The sequence below is a fragment of the Flavobacterium sp. GW823-FHT06G12 genome (assembly GCF_058794775.1).
In genome coordinates this window covers 89,663-107,343 of sequence record NZ_JBXAHE010000001.1, presented here as the reverse complement: position 1 = coordinate 107,343, position 17,681 = coordinate 89,663, and the positions used below count along the sequence as shown (strand labels likewise).

General features: G+C 34.5%; 8 protein-coding genes and 1 tRNA gene. 2 read left to right on the top strand and 7 right to left on the bottom strand.

Annotated features, from left to right (window positions below; all coding sequences use genetic code 11):
• Nucleotides 1-2: 2 nt before the first annotated feature.
• From AC1Q5Z_RS00380 to AC1Q5Z_RS00350, 7 genes are all read right to left on the bottom strand, one after another.
• On the bottom strand, nucleotides 3-3,029 hold the full coding sequence (locus tag AC1Q5Z_RS00380) for a SusC/RagA family TonB-linked outer membrane protein (RefSeq protein ID WP_492443282.1): 3,027 nt from the start codon (nucleotides 3,027-3,029) through the stop codon (nucleotides 3-5).
• Nucleotides 3,030-3,468: 439 nt separating this feature from the next.
• Nucleotides 3,469-5,061, bottom strand: a complete 1,593-nt coding sequence (locus AC1Q5Z_RS00375) for a solute:sodium symporter family transporter (RefSeq protein ID WP_492443280.1) — start codon at nucleotides 5,059-5,061, stop codon at nucleotides 3,469-3,471.
• Between the two features lie 3 nt (nucleotides 5,062-5,064).
• Complete coding sequence (locus AC1Q5Z_RS00370; protein WP_198856746.1) at nucleotides 5,065-6,081, bottom strand: GntR family transcriptional regulator; 1,017 nt, start codon at nucleotides 6,079-6,081, stop codon at nucleotides 5,065-5,067.
• Nucleotides 6,082-6,150: 69 nt separating this feature from the next.
• Nucleotides 6,151-8,355, bottom strand: coding sequence for an alpha-galactosidase (locus AC1Q5Z_RS00365; protein WP_488754163.1), 2,205 nt, complete (start codon nucleotides 8,353-8,355; stop codon nucleotides 6,151-6,153).
• 18 nt (nucleotides 8,356-8,373) lie between these two features.
• Entirely contained in the window at nucleotides 8,374-10,338 is a 1,965-nt protein-coding gene (locus AC1Q5Z_RS00360) for a sialate O-acetylesterase (protein ID WP_343586187.1), read from the bottom strand.
• Between the two features lie 10 nt (nucleotides 10,339-10,348).
• Nucleotides 10,349-12,304 carry an alpha-galactosidase gene (locus AC1Q5Z_RS00355; RefSeq protein ID WP_343586185.1) on the bottom strand — a complete coding sequence of 652 codons (1,956 nt, stop codon included), beginning with the start codon at nucleotides 12,302-12,304 and terminating at the stop codon, nucleotides 10,349-10,351.
• A gap of 437 nt (nucleotides 12,305-12,741) precedes the next feature.
• Nucleotides 12,742-15,423, bottom strand: coding sequence for a T9SS type A sorting domain-containing protein (locus AC1Q5Z_RS00350; RefSeq protein ID WP_343586183.1), 2,682 nt, complete (start codon nucleotides 15,421-15,423; stop codon nucleotides 12,742-12,744).
• 334 nt (nucleotides 15,424-15,757) lie between these two features.
• On the opposite strand from AC1Q5Z_RS00350, the gene AC1Q5Z_RS00345 reads away from it, so the two are divergent.
• Together AC1Q5Z_RS00345 and AC1Q5Z_RS00340 are read left to right on the top strand one after the other, a co-directional pair.
• Nucleotides 15,758-15,842 (top strand) — tRNA-Ser (locus AC1Q5Z_RS00345).
• A 162-nt stretch (nucleotides 15,843-16,004) separates the two neighbouring features.
• Nucleotides 16,005-17,609: a class I SAM-dependent methyltransferase gene (locus tag AC1Q5Z_RS00340; RefSeq protein WP_343586180.1), complete on the top strand. Its 1,605-nt coding sequence runs from the start codon at nucleotides 16,005-16,007 to the stop codon at nucleotides 17,607-17,609.
• The last annotated feature ends 72 nt before the right edge of the window (nucleotides 17,610-17,681 follow it).

Genomic DNA, 17,681 nt, shown 5'->3' with positions numbered 1-17,681 from the left:
GATTAAAGAGTTACATTTAATCCCATAACTATCATTCTAGACATTGGATAAGAATCTCCTCCTTCAGGATCATAGCCTTTATACTTAGTAATGATAAATAAATTAGATCCTGTTAGATAAAATCTTGCGTTTCTAAGAAAAACACTTTCTGCAACTTTATCTTTTAATGTATACGATAATGTAAGTGCATTTAATCTTAAGAATGAAGCGTCTTGAATTGCCTTATCTGTTTCGCCTAAAGTATATCTTCCTCCTCCATAATAAGCTCTTGGCACATCTGTATTGGTATTAGTAGGAGTCCAACGATCCAAAAGATCTGTGTGTGCTGCACTCATTCCTCCTGAGTTCATGTAACTTTCGTAAGTTCCGCTTGGTCTCTTACCTCCTATTGAATAAGCAAATACGGCATTTAATCCAAAACCTTTGTAATTAACATCTGTAGAAAAACCACCATAATAATCAGGATTTAAATCACCAACCACATATCTGTCCTGATCGTTTATTACACCGTCTCCATTACGATCTTTAATTTTAATATCTCCAGGCTGAACAGTTCGGCTTCCGTAATTTACTTTGCTAAGGTCTTCTCCTTGTTGTGCTATACCATCATATTGAAATACATAAACTGTGTTTACTGATTGGCCTAAGAAAAAGTTTCCTGTACGTTGGATCTCATTGTTGCTATAACCACCTAAATTGTATATCTCTGTAGCATCTCCATAAAGTTTTGTAACCTTATTTTTTGCTGATGATATGTTAGCAGAAACATTCCATCTTAAATCTTTGTTTTTAATAATGTCGCCGCTAAGCTCTAATTCGAAACCCTGATTAGTAGTAGCACCAATATTATCCAGCTTGTATTTATATCCAGATGAAACTGGCATATTGCGAATCATTAAAAGGTCGTCATTATTTATATGGAAATAGTTAGCACTTGCAGTCAGTCTGTTTTGGAAGAAACCAGCATCTAACCCAATATTAAATTGTTTTTGTTTTTCCCATCTTAAATCAAAATTATCAATATAGTTGTCAGACACATAAGTCCCAGAATTGTTGCTCACTTGTGCATTATACAAGGCAAAATATCTGTAAGGATCCACATTCTGATTACCAACCATACCATATCCTACACGAAACTTAAGCTGGCTTAATTTTTCAAATCCTTGAAGGAAATTTTCTTTAGCAATATCCCAACTTCCTGCTACTGAAGGAAAGGTTCCCCATTTGTTGTTAGGACCGAATTTAGAAGAACCATCTCTTCTTATTGTACCTGTAATATTATACTTTCCATCAAAAGTATAGTTCAATCTAGCGAAATACGATTGGTTTGAATAATTTGTAAATTTTGAACCCAACTGCGCATTATCTTTTTGATAAGCACCAGATAAAGCCATATAGGTCAAATCATCACTAACAAATCCGCGAGCTCTAACATCTGTTGAATTATCTGAGTTGCTCATCACAGAGAATCCTCCCATTAAACTTACATCATGCTTTTCAGCAAAGACTCTGCTATAAGTTGCGGTATTATCCCATTGGTAATTAAATTGTGAATATCTGTAATGATGCGCTTCTCCGTTCATAGAGTTTCTAAGCGACTGTCCTGTATAACTTGGCACATAATCAAAATTTGCCTGATCTGTAACGTCTATAGAAAGAGTAGTTCTGATATCAAGTCCTTTTACTGGTTTTAGGCTTAAAAAATTACTGCTTGTAAGTCTATTACGTGTACTTGAATTTATGATATCAAGACTTTTTATCGGATTATAAAGATTTTGGTCAAATACTTCACCATATCTAAGATAAGTAGCCTTAGGATCTATAGGCAATAATGGATTTGCTCCCAATGCCACTCCAAAAGCGCTTCCTTCTTGATAGTTAGTTTCACTTCTTGAAAAAGTAGTATTGGTACCGAACTGCAACCATGATTTTAAATCTTGCGTAAGGTTAATTTTTCCGTTATATCTTTTAAAATCAGAGTTTTTAAGAAGTCCCTCTTGGTCAACATAATTAAAGCTTACAAAATAAGTTCCTTTCTCTCCTCCTCCGCTAAAGCTTAAATTATGGTTAGTTTGAAAGCCTGAACGCGTTACTTGGTCTAACCAATTGTAACTTTTACCAGTTCTATAAGATTCCAATTCATAAGGCGCAAATACTGTAGAACCATCTGATTTAATTTGATTGATATAAGCAGCACGATCAGCCCCTGGATGTTCATCCATATAGCGATTTGCATAAGCATCAACTCTTAGATCAAATAACTGTTGGCCATTCATCAAAGGGATAGTTCTTGCAAATTCAGATACACCTGTCCAGCTATCATACTGTATTTTTGCTTCTCCTGTTCTTGAACCTTTTTTGGTTGTAATTACGATTACTCCATTAGCCGCTCTTGAACCATATAATGCGGTAGCAGAAGCATCTTTAAGAATTTCCATACTCGCAATATCGTCAGGGTTAATGTTTTCAAAATTGCTATCGGTAATCAAACCATCAATTACAAATATTGGGTTACCTCCAAAGTTTAGAGAATTATTCCCCCTAATTCTAATTGAACCTGCTTGACCAGGAACAGCACTTTGTTGCACATATACACCAGAACTACGCCCTTGAAGTGCCTGCACTACATTTGGCGTAGGAACCTCTCGAAGCTTGTCGCCAGAAACACTGCTTACAGCTCCTGTTAAATCTCCTTTTTTCATTTTGGCTCCCACGATTACTACTTCAGTCAGTTCTTGTGTACTTGGAGTCAAAGAAATATTAATTTCAGATTTACTTGCTGTTGCAGTCTTTGAATCAAATCCGATGAAACTAAATTCTAGTGTGGAGCCAGATTTTACGTTTGTTAATTTGTAACTACCATCAATGTCTGTAGCTGTAGAAATCTTAGTACCTTTTACCATAATGGTTGCTCCAGGCAAAGGTAAGTTTTCATTATCTGTAACTTTACCGGTTATGGTTTGGGAATAAACTGTACCGGCAGAAAGCATAACTACTAAGAAGCATAAGTATCTTATTGCAATTCTCATAATAATTTGGTTTTTTTAGTTAATAAATTAGAGAGTTAGTTTTTTTATTTGTTTATTGAGCATCTAGAATATGAGAAAACGAATTGACTTATACTATACTATACTACAACATTACAAACATACAAATATTTTTATTACATCCAAATTTATGTTTAAGAATTTGCTATTTTTTTCAGTGATTTATTTCGTCTTTAATACAAATACACAGGAATAAAAACGAAAAACAGAATAGATAGCGAATCGTTTTAAAGAAATATCAGACAAAACATTAGAAGTATTATGCTTAAAACAAGGAAAATCGTATGAATTTAATTCCTAGTCTAGCAAACTTAATTTTCAAAAAAAAACAAGATTTTACTTCTTAAGTGAAACAAAAAAGATGCACTATAGTGCATCTCTATCAAAAAGTTTTAAATCTTAACTTCTCTGATTCTTAGAACTATGCGACTCCCCATTTTGAAAATAATATAAAGATACTCAGCATACCAATCAATAAAAGGGCGAAATACCAATATCGATTCTTCCAGGGAGTTAATTCAACCGATTCCAGTTTAATTTCAGCATAACTGTAACTAGGATAAAATTTAGAAACCACCAACATACATACAGAAGTAAGCACAAATAGCAAGGCTAACATATGCAGATAATGCAGTTGAATATCTAGAAGGTAATTAAAAATAATATAGCTAAGAATAAAAAATATCATTCCAATTTTTGCTGCTTGAGGCGGTACTTTTTTAAATACAAAACCTACTAGAATAATAGTAAAAATTGGCACACAAAACATGCCTCCTAATTGTTGCAAATAGGTATAAAAACCTGCCTTGCTAAAAATGATAAATGGAGCTGAAAACATTGCTAGAGCCGAGACAATAATCTCAAACTTGCGTCCAGTGTAAACCAGATGCCTTTCTGTTACTTCTTTGTTTCTTTTCTCCAACCACGGTTTATAGAGGTTAAGCACAAATAATGTACTACTGCTATTAAGTCCCGCATTAAAAGTACTAATTGCAGCACCCAAAACTACAGCGGCAGTTAAACCAATCATTACTCCTGGCAATGTATCTTTTATTACTAGCGGAAAAACTTCTGCTGTATTTTCTAATTTATCGTAAAGATGAACTCCAACTAAACCAGGAATATTAATAATGAAAGGGCAAAGCAACTTTCCTAAACAAGCCAATCCCATACCTTTCTGACTATGCGATAAACTTTTGGCCGAAAGCGCCTGCTGCACAATAAATTGTTCCATTCCCCAATAGTACAGATTCATGATAAACATTCCTGTAAAAATGGTATTAAGCGGAATCTCATCTTGAGATCCGCCAATAGAATTTAAATGTTCTTTGTGTTCTGAAAGCAGAATATGGAGACCTTTAAACCAATCTCCGTTCCCTAAATATTTGAATCCAAAATACGGAAAAGCAATTCCAATTGTCAGCAATCCGATACTTAAAACCGTGTCACTAATTGATATAGCGCGCAAACCTCCTAAAACAGAATAAGCACAGCCTGTAAGTCCGATTACCCAAACCATAAACCAAATGTTCTGCCAATAGGTTAATCCTAAAGGTTGTAAAAAATTAAACATTCCGGTTAAGGCAACTGCGCCTCCATATAAAACAGCAGGAAGCAAATTGACCACATAACTGGAGAGAAATATTATCGAAACTAGTCTTTTAGTAGAATGATCGTAACGTTTTCCTAGATAATCTGGAATGGTCATGGCTCCAGTACGGAAATAAATTGGCAGGAAGAACTCAGCAACCAAAAGCATGGCTAGCACAGAACTTACGCCCCATGCTATCACGCTCATATTATTATTGTAAATAGATTCGTTTTCGCCTATAAACTGATTGGCACTGATATTGCTCAATAGTAAGGCTCCTCCAACGATAAAAAAATTATTGTTACGATCGGCAAAAAAAAGTCCATCTGTTGTCTGAACCTTTTTTTTTCGAGTTTTTAATGCTGAAATTACGGCAACTAAACCTGTTATTAGTAAAAAACTAACAATGGATGAAACGTTCATAAATTACAACGAATTTCTATCTATAAGAATTGTTGGAATGATTTCCTGAGTTTTTTTTCTGTTTAAAACAAAATCGGCTGCTTTTTTTCCCATTTCTGCGAAATCAGTAGAAAATGTCGTGACTCCATCAAAAATGATCTCTTTTACAATATCATCATTGTGTGAGATAAACCCAATGTCTTTACCAATTTTCAAACCTTTGATTTTTGAGTCTTTCAACATTTCCCAAAGTTCGAGATTATGAATGGTAAAGTACACTTTTCCTTTTTCTAGAGAACCAGCCGTATACTCCTCTTTTATAACTCCTTTGATATCATAATCTTTCATGAATCTTTTGAAGGAATTTAAAATTTCATTAGGTTCTGCAGACGACGGTTTAAAGAAGAAAACCAATTCGTCGTATTTTTTAATTTTATCTTTAAGCTGCACAAAAGCATTGTAAGACGAATCTCCAAACTCTTGTGCAACATAATTATAATCTTCATCTGTTTCTATAAAACGGTCTACCAATAACACTCTGTTTGTTGGAAGTTGTTTTAAGACATCAGGCGTTTTTTTGCTAGGAATCGGAGCAATAACAAACATTCCGTATTTTCCTTTTATATTCTGAACAATGTTTTCGAAAGTGCTAAAATTATTGTGATGGAAAAAAATATCCAATTGCACATTCTTTCCAAGCCCTTTTCTAAAATTCTCATAAAACGTTTCCTGAAAAATATCAAATGCAAAGATCAATAATGCAACTTTCAACTCCTGCTTTACATCATTAGTGGCAACAAAGTAACCCAATCTATTTTTAGATTCGATTATTCCTCTGTGAACAAGTTCTTTATAAGCTTTTGCAATGGTTTCTCTTGCAAAACCCAGTTCGCTTATAAAAGTGTTTACAGACGGAAGCAAATCGCCTTTTGTGACTACCTTTTCATCAATGGCATTAATTATCCCCTGAACCAATTGCTCATGTTTAGATAAGGAATTAATAGATTCAAGATTTTTGATCTGCTGAATAATTTGCTTCATAAAACGTTTTAATAGGTATTTATTTAGAAAATATAGTATTACAAATATATACTAATGTTTATAATTTAGTTAAGCTTTAGTAATTTTTAAAACCACGCTGCTGTTTGATGGCGTAACATTTGGATTGATTCCCACCTGCATTAAGAAATCGCCAGAATAAACTGCTGTTTCTACTACTGGTTTTTTATCTGGATATACGTTGATTTCTTCTATTTTATAATTTTGATTTGCTTGCAATCCTTTTAATTTTATTGGAAGATGTGTTCCTGCTTCATATCTTGAATTAACAGAATAGCTGAAAACCACTCCTTCATTTCCATTTTTATTGACAAACATTACAGACGCAGCATCATTTCCGTACGGGTCTTGTAAACGATATTGATCACCATGCCAAATTGTATTGCTTAAAGCATGATAATTTTTGATCGCCTGTTGAGTAAAAGTTAAGTCTTTATCGTTTAATTCTTTCACCACAATATCAAAACCTAATCTTCCCATCATCGCAACATCTGTACGGTATTTTAAAGGCTGTTTTCCCCAGTCTGTAACGTGTGCCGCGATGGTCAAGGCAGGATAAAAATAAGAGTACTCATACTGCATGTACACACGCTCTAAAGGATCTGTGTTGTCACTTGGCCAGAATTCTGTAAAATATTTCAAAGCTCCGTAATCTACTCTTCCTCCACCACCAGAACAAAGCATCATTGGTACTGTTGGATATTTTACACGAATACGCTCCAATACTTTATAAAGTCCGTTTACATAATCTGTATAAAAGTTGTTTTGTTTATCTTTTAAATAACTAGAATATGCATTGTAAATTACTGCATTACAATCCCATTTAATATAAGCCAATTCTGGATTTTCAGTAAAAAGATTGTCTACAACTCCATAAACAAAATCTTGAACTTTTGGATTAGACAAATCTAAAACCAACTGATTACGGAAATAATGTTCTGCTCTTCCTGGCTGTTTTACAATCCATTCTGGGTGTTTTTTGTATAAATCACTTGCTGGACTTACCATTTCTGGCTCAATCCAGATTCCGAATTTTACCTGATTGTCTTTGGCTGTTTTAACTAAAGTTCCAATTCCGTTTGGCAATTTCTTTTTGTTAACTTCCCAATCTCCTAAAGCCGCATCGTCATTGCTACGCGGATAAGTGTTTCCAAACCATCCGTCATCTAACAAGAACATATCTACGCCCAATTTTTTACTGTCAGCAATTAAGACTTTCAGTTTATCTTCATCAAAATTAAAATAGGTTGCTTCCCAGTTGTTCAACAATGTCAAACGATCTCCTTTTCCGTCTAAGATTTTATAGTTTCTTGACCAATCATGCAGATTACGGCTTGCGTGTCCTTTTCCTTTAGATGATAAAGTGTACCAGAATTTAGGTGTTGTAAAAACTTCGCTTTTAGCCAGTTTGTAAGCAGCCGCTGCGTTATTAATTCCAGAGATTACTCGAAGGTTATTCAACGGATCTAGTTCTAAATCAGTTCTAAAGTTTCCTGACCATTCCAAACCTGCAAATAAAACTTTTCCTTCGTCTTCTGAAGCTGGTTTATCTAAAGAGACCATAAATACAGATGGTTGGAATAAATTGGTACGTGAGCCTAATTTAGTATCCAAAGTTTTAATTCCGTGAGTAATTTTAGCTTCCTCAGATTGCATTTCTTTGGCCCATTCACCATGATATTGGTTTAAATAGAAATTGTTGTATCCTTTTAAATATAAGTTAGCCGAAGCGTATTTGTTTAAAGTAATACTTCCTTTTTCGTTATGCTGAATGGTTGTCCATTGCTCAATAACATCAGTATCGTAATACGCCTGAATAAACAAATGAACCTCAACAGGATATACTGGATCTTTTAAAGTGATTTCGGTTTGAGAAACTCCTGTACTAACCGTATTGGTTTTATGGCTTACATATAACAAATCTAACGAAGTGTTTCCGTCAGCATGAGTTACGGTAATAGCTGGCTCTAATAAATTTTTAGATCCAGAAGCAGTATAAGCGGCATTATAAATACCTGAATAATCGGTTCCTTGACGAAACTGACTTTGTATTTTGGCATAATCTGAATCGTTTGCCAATTTTTCTCCTAAATAAATAGTACTTACTTCTTTGCCTTTATTTACCTGTAAAACCAATGCATTTGATTTTGTTTTTACAGCTATAATTTCTTGTGCTGTTATTGAACTGCAATAACTCGTGAGAATAAAAAATGCTATCGCAAAAGACTGCCTTAAATTGATACTTTGTTTTTTCATTTTATTATGTATTATTTTTTACTTCTTTTCTTGTGTAATTCCTTTCCAATTATCTGTTCTAAATGATGATGCAGGAAGACCCGATGCATTTGTCAGATTTCCGTCTGGATTATCTGCCCAGTTGTATCGAACCGCTGCAGGATTTGGAACGTTCTGCGCATATACGATCACTTTTCCGTTTACTATTTTTGCTTCTGCCCAATAAAATTTCTGATCTGCTCCCGCAATAGAAAATCCTTTCAGCATACCTTCTTTAGCTTTAATTTCAGTGTTAAAATCAAAATCTAAAACAATTGTATTGTTTTCAATTTTAAAAGATTTATAAAGCGGTCCCGAATAATCGATTTTGGTATTATACACTTTTGCTAAAGCAATATTAGCGAGACGACCTCCTACATCTTGTTTGTTTTTTGGGTGAATATCTTCTCCATTTCCAATATCAGTGGTTACGGCCATTCCTGTGTTTTGCAGTTTTAAGGCCATGAATTGTGCCTCTCTTAATTCTGCCCAATCCGAATCTCCAGGTTCTTGTTTCTGCTGTTTGTAATTGGCTAACTGAACAAAGAAAAACGGAAGATTTTTATCTTTAAACTGAGTTCGCCAGTCGTTTATAAGCAGCGGAAATAATTTTTGATATTGAAAAGCTCTTTCTGCATTGCTTTCTCCCTGATACCAGATTACTCCTTTTATTTTGTAATCTGCCAAAGGAGCAATCATGGCATTGTATATTGCACTTGGCCTATTTTGCCCCTGAGCCAGATAAGGTCGTGCAGGCAAATCTTTACTGTCTGCACCTATATTGTATTTCCAATCTCCAGCTAAGGAAATAATTTCTTTATCTGATTTTAAAGCGATATTTTCTTCTCCATAAATACCTCCATTTCCTGCTCCGTCATATACTCTAATGGTAATTACGTTTTCTCCTTTTTTCAAATATTTTGATGGAATGGTATAATGACGCTCTACGTTATATCCTTTTGTTTCTCCAATATAATTTCCATTTACCCAAATCATATCATCATCATCGGCAAAATAGCTTAGAGTAAAATCTTTACTGTTATCTGAGATGCCAACCTTTTTTCTGAACCAAACTATACCGTCAAAATTTCCTAATCCGTTGCTGTCAAAAAAAGAAGGAACCTTCATTGTTTTCCATGAAGCATCGTCAAAACCAACTGAAGCCCAGATTGCTTTTTCGTTCTGATATCCTTTGTCAGCATTAGCTAGATGTTTTTCCCAAACCGCTAAATCAGCATTGTATTTTTTCTCTAAAGTTTCTCTGCTTGATTCAGATTTCATCGCTTCTATCTGAGCATCAAAATCATGAATGGTGCTTAACGCTCCAGAACTTGTCCAAGCTTCTATCAATGTTCCTCCCCAAGAAGAATGGATTAATCCGATCGGAATCTTTTTTTCTTTATAAATTTTCCTAGCAAAAAAATAAGCTGTTGCACTAAAATCTGCTATAGTTTTAGAATCGCAGACATTCCATCCATTGTGTTGCACTTTTAGTATATTTAATGGCAAAGTGCTTTCTATATGTTCTGCTTGTAATAATCGAATCTCGGGATAATTGGCGTTTGCAATTTCTTCTTTATAATTCTCTATTTTTCCCCAGCCTTCAAGCGGCATTTCCATGTTGCTTTGTCCAGAACACAACCACACTTCTCCAATTAGAATATTTTGAAGCGTTTTTACTTCTCCGTCATTTATTGCAATAGTATAAGGTCCGCCGTAAGCAGGCGTTTTTAAAACTACATTCCACTTACCATTTACAACGGTAGCTTTATATGTTTTTTTATCCCAAGAACTTGTAACTGATACTGATTGCTGATTGCTTTCTCCCCAAAACGGAACGGTGCTTTTTTGCTGCAAAACCATATTATCAGTAAAAAAAGAAGGCAACTTTACTGTAGCATTTGCTGCAACCGAAATCAGTCCTATTACAGCTAACAGAATATTATTTAAAAGATATTTTTTCATGCTGAATCTATTATCGTTTTATAATTTTATACAAATGAGCATCTTTTGAACCAAGATTTACATTTAAAGTATTGTCTTTTATTTCGCTCTTTTGAGAAGTAAAAAGATCTTCGATTTGATAACTTCCTTTTTGAATATCTAATCTCTCCAATGGTAAAGCATAGCTTTTTGCTTCGTTTCCATAATTGAAAACAGCGATATACCAATCGTTTTCTATTTTCTGCTGAAAAACTTCAGTTGTATGTTTTCCTGTATTTCCTTCTACTGGTCGAAAAGCCACGCCATGAGCCACTATCTTAAGCAACTCTTTATTCTGAAGCCACTCTTTGGCGCGTTTGCTCCAAATTCCTTCCTTACTGTAATCGTCTCCTGTGATTAATGTTCCTGTGATTATTGCAGAAATTAATCTTGCACGGTTTTCTCCCTCTGTAACATCAGCAAAAACAACATGATCGGCATCAATATAATCATACGAATAGGTTTGCCACCAGCCGTAATTCACGCTATTCAGAGTATATTGAGTCTGCTCGATAGTTTTCCAAGCATCGCATGCAATACGTCTTATATGAGCATAACGAGAGGTTGCCATATTTGGAGAAATTGCGGCATAAATAAGCATTTGTCCGTCTAGTGCATTTACCAAATGCTCCATTCCTACTTTGTAAGCCTGCATTCCTGTTGTGACATTTTTATCATAAAAAGAAGAAGATTCAGCCGCTGCATGTCCTAGAAAGTCGATTTTGATCATTTTGAAGCCGCACGCTTTTAGTTTATTAATTACATAATCAACACGTTTTAGCGTACCAGGATGTGTTGGATCAATTGCGCGTGCGCCATCAAAATCAAAATACGTATTTCCAGTTTTTGTCCACATTTCGCCAAAAGTATAATCGCTTCCTTCTGCTTTACGGTTTGGTCCGTCTTTCCAGCCCCAATCTGTAAAAGGCGCCCAATAGGCTCCCGGTTCTAATCCTTTATTTTTACAGTAATCTGCAAATTCTTTTAGTTTGCTGAAATCTCCTGTAAAACCGCCTTTTACCATATTATCCCAAAATGAATCAAGATCGATATAAGCTGTATTTCCTACTCGAAACTGCGGAATTTGATTCGCAAAAAAATCAGCAACTTTGGTCGTATTCTCGTAATTGATTTTTTCCATCAAAACGCCCCAGCTGTTCCATCCCACTGGAGTTGGCTTATCCCATTCAAAAACATATGGTTTTTCTACAATACGATTGGTTTTAGCATATTCTTCCATTCCGTTTCTCCAATCGGAATAATATCCAACAAAGAATTTTGGCGACAATACTTTGTTTCCTCTTACCAAACCGTGCGCAATGCTGTCTCGCGTTATTTCTTTTTCAGAAAAACCTGCCCAAGCCGAGAATAAAGGCTCTTTATTTTTGTTGATTGATTTTACAGCACTTTTCCAAACGGTATGTTCTAAAGAACCTACTATAAAACCATTTCTAGAAGTGTTATTAAATACTATTCCAACCTCTGCACTTGTATTATTTGAAATTGTATCTAATTTTTTAGAATTATAACTCGCCCAAGCATCATTATCATAAGGAACAAAAACAGTTTGCAAGTTTTCTACTTTATCAAAAGTAATTTTCCCTAAATCTAATGGCGCAATATAATTGGTCGCTATTTGCTTCTCGTTTCCTAAAATTTCAATTTGAGTTATAAAATAAGATTGATTATTATAGGTAAAGAAATTTTGAATTAAAGTTGGATTGTTTTTATCCTTATAAGTTAGAATGTACTTTGTTCCTTTTCCTAAATTATCTGTAAAAGCTTCTTTTGATAAAACGGCTTCAGGATAATCACTAATAGAAATTGTTTTACCATTAACAACAACCGAAGCTTTTGCTCCAGAAAAAATATTTTTACCAGATTGGCTTACTGCTATTGTTTTGTTTTTAGCATCATAAGTAATGCTGCCATTTTTTCCAAAAGTCATTTTTATGCTTTTTTGAGCCTGCATAAATGGACTAAAAAAAAGCATTATTATACCAGACAAAAACAGCTTTTTTATTAATAAACAATGTGGTTTCATTAATTTTATTTTTGGTTATTATACTATTCTATACTACAATGATACGAATTAAAATTTACCCTGCAAGAACATTGCAAAAAATACTGCTTACTTTTTTTGCCCAAATAAACATAATTGCCTAAAAATCAACATTTAACACAATTACAAAAGAGCTTGATTTTTTTTCTTCAAAATAGTCATTTTGACAATAATTATGACATAATCTCAAAAAACTAACTAAAAATATACATCTCAAAAAATTTTATAAATCAAAAATTATCATTTTAACATTCTAGCCAAAACAAAAAATCCCGATTCTCAACTAAAGTGAAAATCGGGATTTTTGAAAGTTTTAAAAGTCTTTAATTCTTAACAAACTTAAAGTTTTGCACCGGATGTCCAGTCGCTTTTACTTTTACCATATAAACACCCTTTGAAAGTCCGTTTACTGGTATTTCTGAACTAATCATGTCTTCGGCAGTAATAGCATTCTTCCAAACTTCTTTTCCGCTTATATCATATAATGAAATTGTCGCTGTACCATTAATTACTTGATCAAACTTAATTCTGAAACTGTTGGATGCAGGATTAGGAAAGACATAATTTGTAGAAGCAGTTGGCCAATTGTAACTTGGCGCACTTAGTACTCCTGCGTTCGAAATAGCATAAATAGCCGCATCTGCTTGAGGCAATTGAACACTCAATGTGCTTTGAGCGGTACTTGTCGCTCCAGAATAAAGCTCTTTGACTGTATAATTTCCTGATCCAAGTCCTAGACGACTAAAACTGATATTATTTGTCATCGTTGTATTTCCGTAATTAAAAACAGCTACATAAGTAACGTTGTTGTATGTTGCAGAAAATACATTTGCGGCATTGTATCCTGTGTTTCCATCGGCAGGAATAAAATGCATCTCGTTACGAGCAACATTCATTACATCATTATTTTGCAAAAGACTTTGTGCAGTTGTTTTCCACTGACCCGCAACAGAAAAATCATCACCTGCAATTACTGTTCCTGTAACCACGCTGCTTAATAATCTTGCACGATTTTGCCCTATTGAAGCAGTCCCAAAAACAATATGATCTGCATCTATATAATCGTAAATTTGATTTTGCCACCAGCCATAAGTTGTACTGTTCAAAGTATAATCTGTTTCGTTTATGTTTGTGTAGGCATCGCATGCTATACGTCTTACGTGCGCAAAAGGGCCAGTAGCCAAATTAGGAGATATTGCGGCTTGCACTAACATCGTTCCGCCAATTTCATCAATCAAATATTTCATTCCTTCCTGATACGCTTCCATACCCGTATGAAGCTGATTATTTGCAAAACTGTCAGCTTCAATACTCGCATGCGTTAAAAAGTCAATTTTTATCATTTCGAATCCTGCGGTTTTGAAACGATTTATAAAATAGTGAATTCTAGCCTTAGTTCCTGGACTTGTCGGATCCATAGCATAAGCTCCATCCAACTCTAAAGGATTTCCGTTAACTTTTGTCCAACACTGATTATAAGTATATGAACTTCCTTCAACCTGACGATTGTATTTTCCCCAATCTACAAAAGGAGCCCAATAAATTCCAGCCTTATAACCTTTACTTTTTGCGTAAGTGACAAATTGAGCTAGCTCAGCATCACTCATATTGTCCCAATAAGAATCAAGATCAATATATAAAGTATTGTCTTGAGTTTTAAATGCAGGACAATCATTATGAAAAAAATCTACAACTGCTTTTGCTTTCGTCAAGTTAATATTGGTTTGCATAGCTCCCCAGCTGTTCCATCCAATTGGTTTTGGCGTTGTCCAGTCAAAAATATATTTAGGTTGCATTGCTGCATTTGCTTGCGCAAATTCTTCGAATCCTGTCCTCCAATCGTCTGTAGCATTAATCATTACTTTTGGAGAAGGGCAACTTGTCTGCCCCACATTTACCCAACCATGTCCTCTTGCATCTCGGGTTACATCTTGTTTTGTCCAACCTGCAATTACCGAAACATAAGCTGATGAAGAACCGCCGCCACTTACTGTAACACCTGTTTTCCATTTTGTATGCTCCAACGAACCAATTACCAAACCTTTACGATTGGTATTATTATAAATATTAGTTACTTCAGATGCTGTAAAATCAGCCGAATTTAAAGTATAGGCATTATATCGAATCCAGGCATCGTTATCGTAAGGAACAAATACAGCTCTAGTATCTCCTGTTCCAAAATTTGGCGTTACCTGATTACTGGTTAAAGGAGACATTTTATAGCAGTTTGAACCATTTCCTGTCAGCACAACTTGTACAGCCAGATAATTTTTATTGGTATAGGTATAAAAAATCTGCTGCATTCCGAGCGAATAATTTCCACTTAAGGTAAAAATGTGCTTAGTTCCGCTTCCCACATTATCGGTAAATGATTCTGAACTATAAACCGCTGAAGCAAAATTAGTACTCACATACTGCTGATCGCTATTTGCATAAGCAGATGCATTGCTAATTACAGTCGCACCATTAAATTTTATGCTATACGTTTTATTGGTTAAATTATAAACGATACTATTATTTGTTCCAAAAGCAATAGTTTGGTTAGTTCCTGCTGCTAAAGGTGTTAAAATAAATTTGTCGAGATTAGGAGCCCATGAGTTGGTATTATCCCAAAGCAAAGTTGTTGTGCCGCTGTTCAAATAAACGCTTATGTTTTTAGAAGCAGCTGTACTCCATCCTCCACTCGGTTCGCAAGGAATCGCAATCGCCGCGGCAGAACCAGCTGTTAATCGAATCGCACGTGGATCTCCCGTACAATAAAACAATTGCAGATTGTACCAACCCGTTGCTGCTACAGTAACATTTACAGAAACGCTACCGGTGCCTCCTAAATTACCGACAATTTTTCCTGAACAGGAATCGCAGTTTTGAATGTCAGCATTTCCTGTGCGGGTGCCATTTTCAAATTCGTAACTCTGACTCCAACTGCAAATCGTTAATAAAAACAGCATTAAAGTCAGTAGTTTTTTAACCGATACTTTTTCTTTTGTAATTTTTTCTTGCATAGTTTTTCAATATTAGTTAGTAAGATTTAGTACTATCCTGTACTATACCACAATAATAAGAAAAATATTAGTATAACATTAAAAATCAGACGATTTAATTGTTTAGTTGAAACAAATTAAACAGAGAGCCAATAAAACTGATGTCTTTTCTCTGCTAAAATATTTTTAGATTACAAAGTCTCTTTCTCTGTTGACTTTGAAACCCTTAACTTTATTGATCGCTGTTCTTTTTACTACTCTATTATTTTCTTTAGAAATAATTCAAAAAAAATTTTCACAATTAAAAAAACGCCTTATATTTGCACTCGCAATCACGAAACGATTGCGACACACTGGAGAAATGGCAGAGCGGTCGAATGCGGCAGTCTTGAAAACTGTTGACTGTAACAGGTCCGGGGGTTCGAATCCCTCTTTCTCCGCTGAATTTTAAAAAACCTCAATATTCTATTGAGGTTTTTTTTGCTTTATGCAGAAGTTTATTCGGCTTTTCAATTCAATTTATAGCAAAACCTTAGCATAAAAATCAGGTGCATTAAGTAAGAAAAAAATCATTATTTTTAACTAACCTTCATTTTTGCATTATGACCGATAAATCACAACTCTTAAGTTCCATTTTCAGGCATCTTGACGGCTTAGTTACTGCGCCTGTAGCAATAGCGTTAAAAAATAAATCTGTACTAGATTTTATCTTAAATAAAAAGCAAACCACTTTATCTGAACTCACATCGGTTTTTAATGCCAACGAAGGCTATCTAAATATCGCTTTACGAGTTCTCGCTTCTCAAGGATTTTTAGATTATGAAATCAACAATAAAACTCAGACTATTTCAATTTCTGTAAATGAGAAAACCGAAATTGCTTTTTCATTATTTCATCTTTACGGAGATGTTGTAGAATTGCTTCAATTATCTATACATTTTCATCCGCGTTTGTTTGAAGACACTCCTTTTGAAAAACTCAATATCATTTTTGAAAAATATAAAAAGAGATACGAAATTGAGCCTTCCAGTGATCCTCTAACGAATAGCATTCAAGAGCAAATTTTAAAACATATTGAAGGTTATCTGATTGGGCCAACAATAGTACGTTTGGCAATGAACGGAATGTTTCATAAGTATTTTATGGAAACTTCTTTCAGACCCGAAGAGTTTCATAAATCACCCGAAAATTTTAAAAAGATTTTAGACTTTTTTGTTCATCTGGGATGGTTTCTAGAAAAAAATGGCAATTATCAATTTACCGAAGCTGGTTTATTTTTTGCTAAAAGAGCCAGCGCTTATGGAGTTACGGTTTCCTATCTGCCAACATTTGCTAAAATTGAAGAATTGATTTTTGGAAATCCGGATATTTTAAGAACTGCCGAAGGTGAAAACGAACTTCATGTGGATCGCGAAATGAACGTTTGGGGAAGCGGTGGCGCTCACGACACTTATTTTAAAGTAGTCGATGAAATCCTTATAAAGCTTTTTAATCTTCCTATTGAAGAACAGCCAAAAGGAATTCTCGATATGGGTTGCGGAAATGGCGCTTTTCTACAACATATTTTTGAAGTAATTGACAGGCAAACTTTAAGAGGAAAAATGCTCGACGAATATCCGCTGTTTATAGTTGGGGTTGATTATAACCAAACCGCTTTGAAAGTAACCAGAGCCAATCTGATAAATGCAGACATTTGGGCAAAAGTAATTTGGGGAGATATCGGACGTCCTGATTTACTGGCTGACGATTTAAAAGAAAATTATAATATCGACCTAAAAGATCTGTTGAATGTAAGGACTTTTCTAGATCATAATAGAATTTGGCAAGATCCGAAGCATAGTAACGAAAACAGAGTCAGTACCTCAACTGGTGCATTTGCTTACAGAGGAAAAAGAATTAGCAATAATCTGGTTGAAGATAATCTTTTAGAACATTTGCAAAAATGGTCTCCTTATGTACGCAAATTTGGTCTTCTTTTGATTGAACTCCACACCATAAATCCGAAACTTACGGCCAATAATTTAGGTCGAACTCCAGCAACAGCTTATGATGCCACACATGGTTTTTCGGATCAATATATTGTTGAAATTGATGTTTTTAATGCGATTGCGGCAGAAGCAGGATTATTTCCAGATAAATCCATTTTTAAACGCTTTCCAGATGCAGATACGGCAACAGTAAGCATCAATTTATTGAAAGGAAAATAAGTGAAATGTCAAAATGTGAAATATGAAAAGCAGATAAACTATATTTTTTTATCCCACTAGAACTTTTACAAA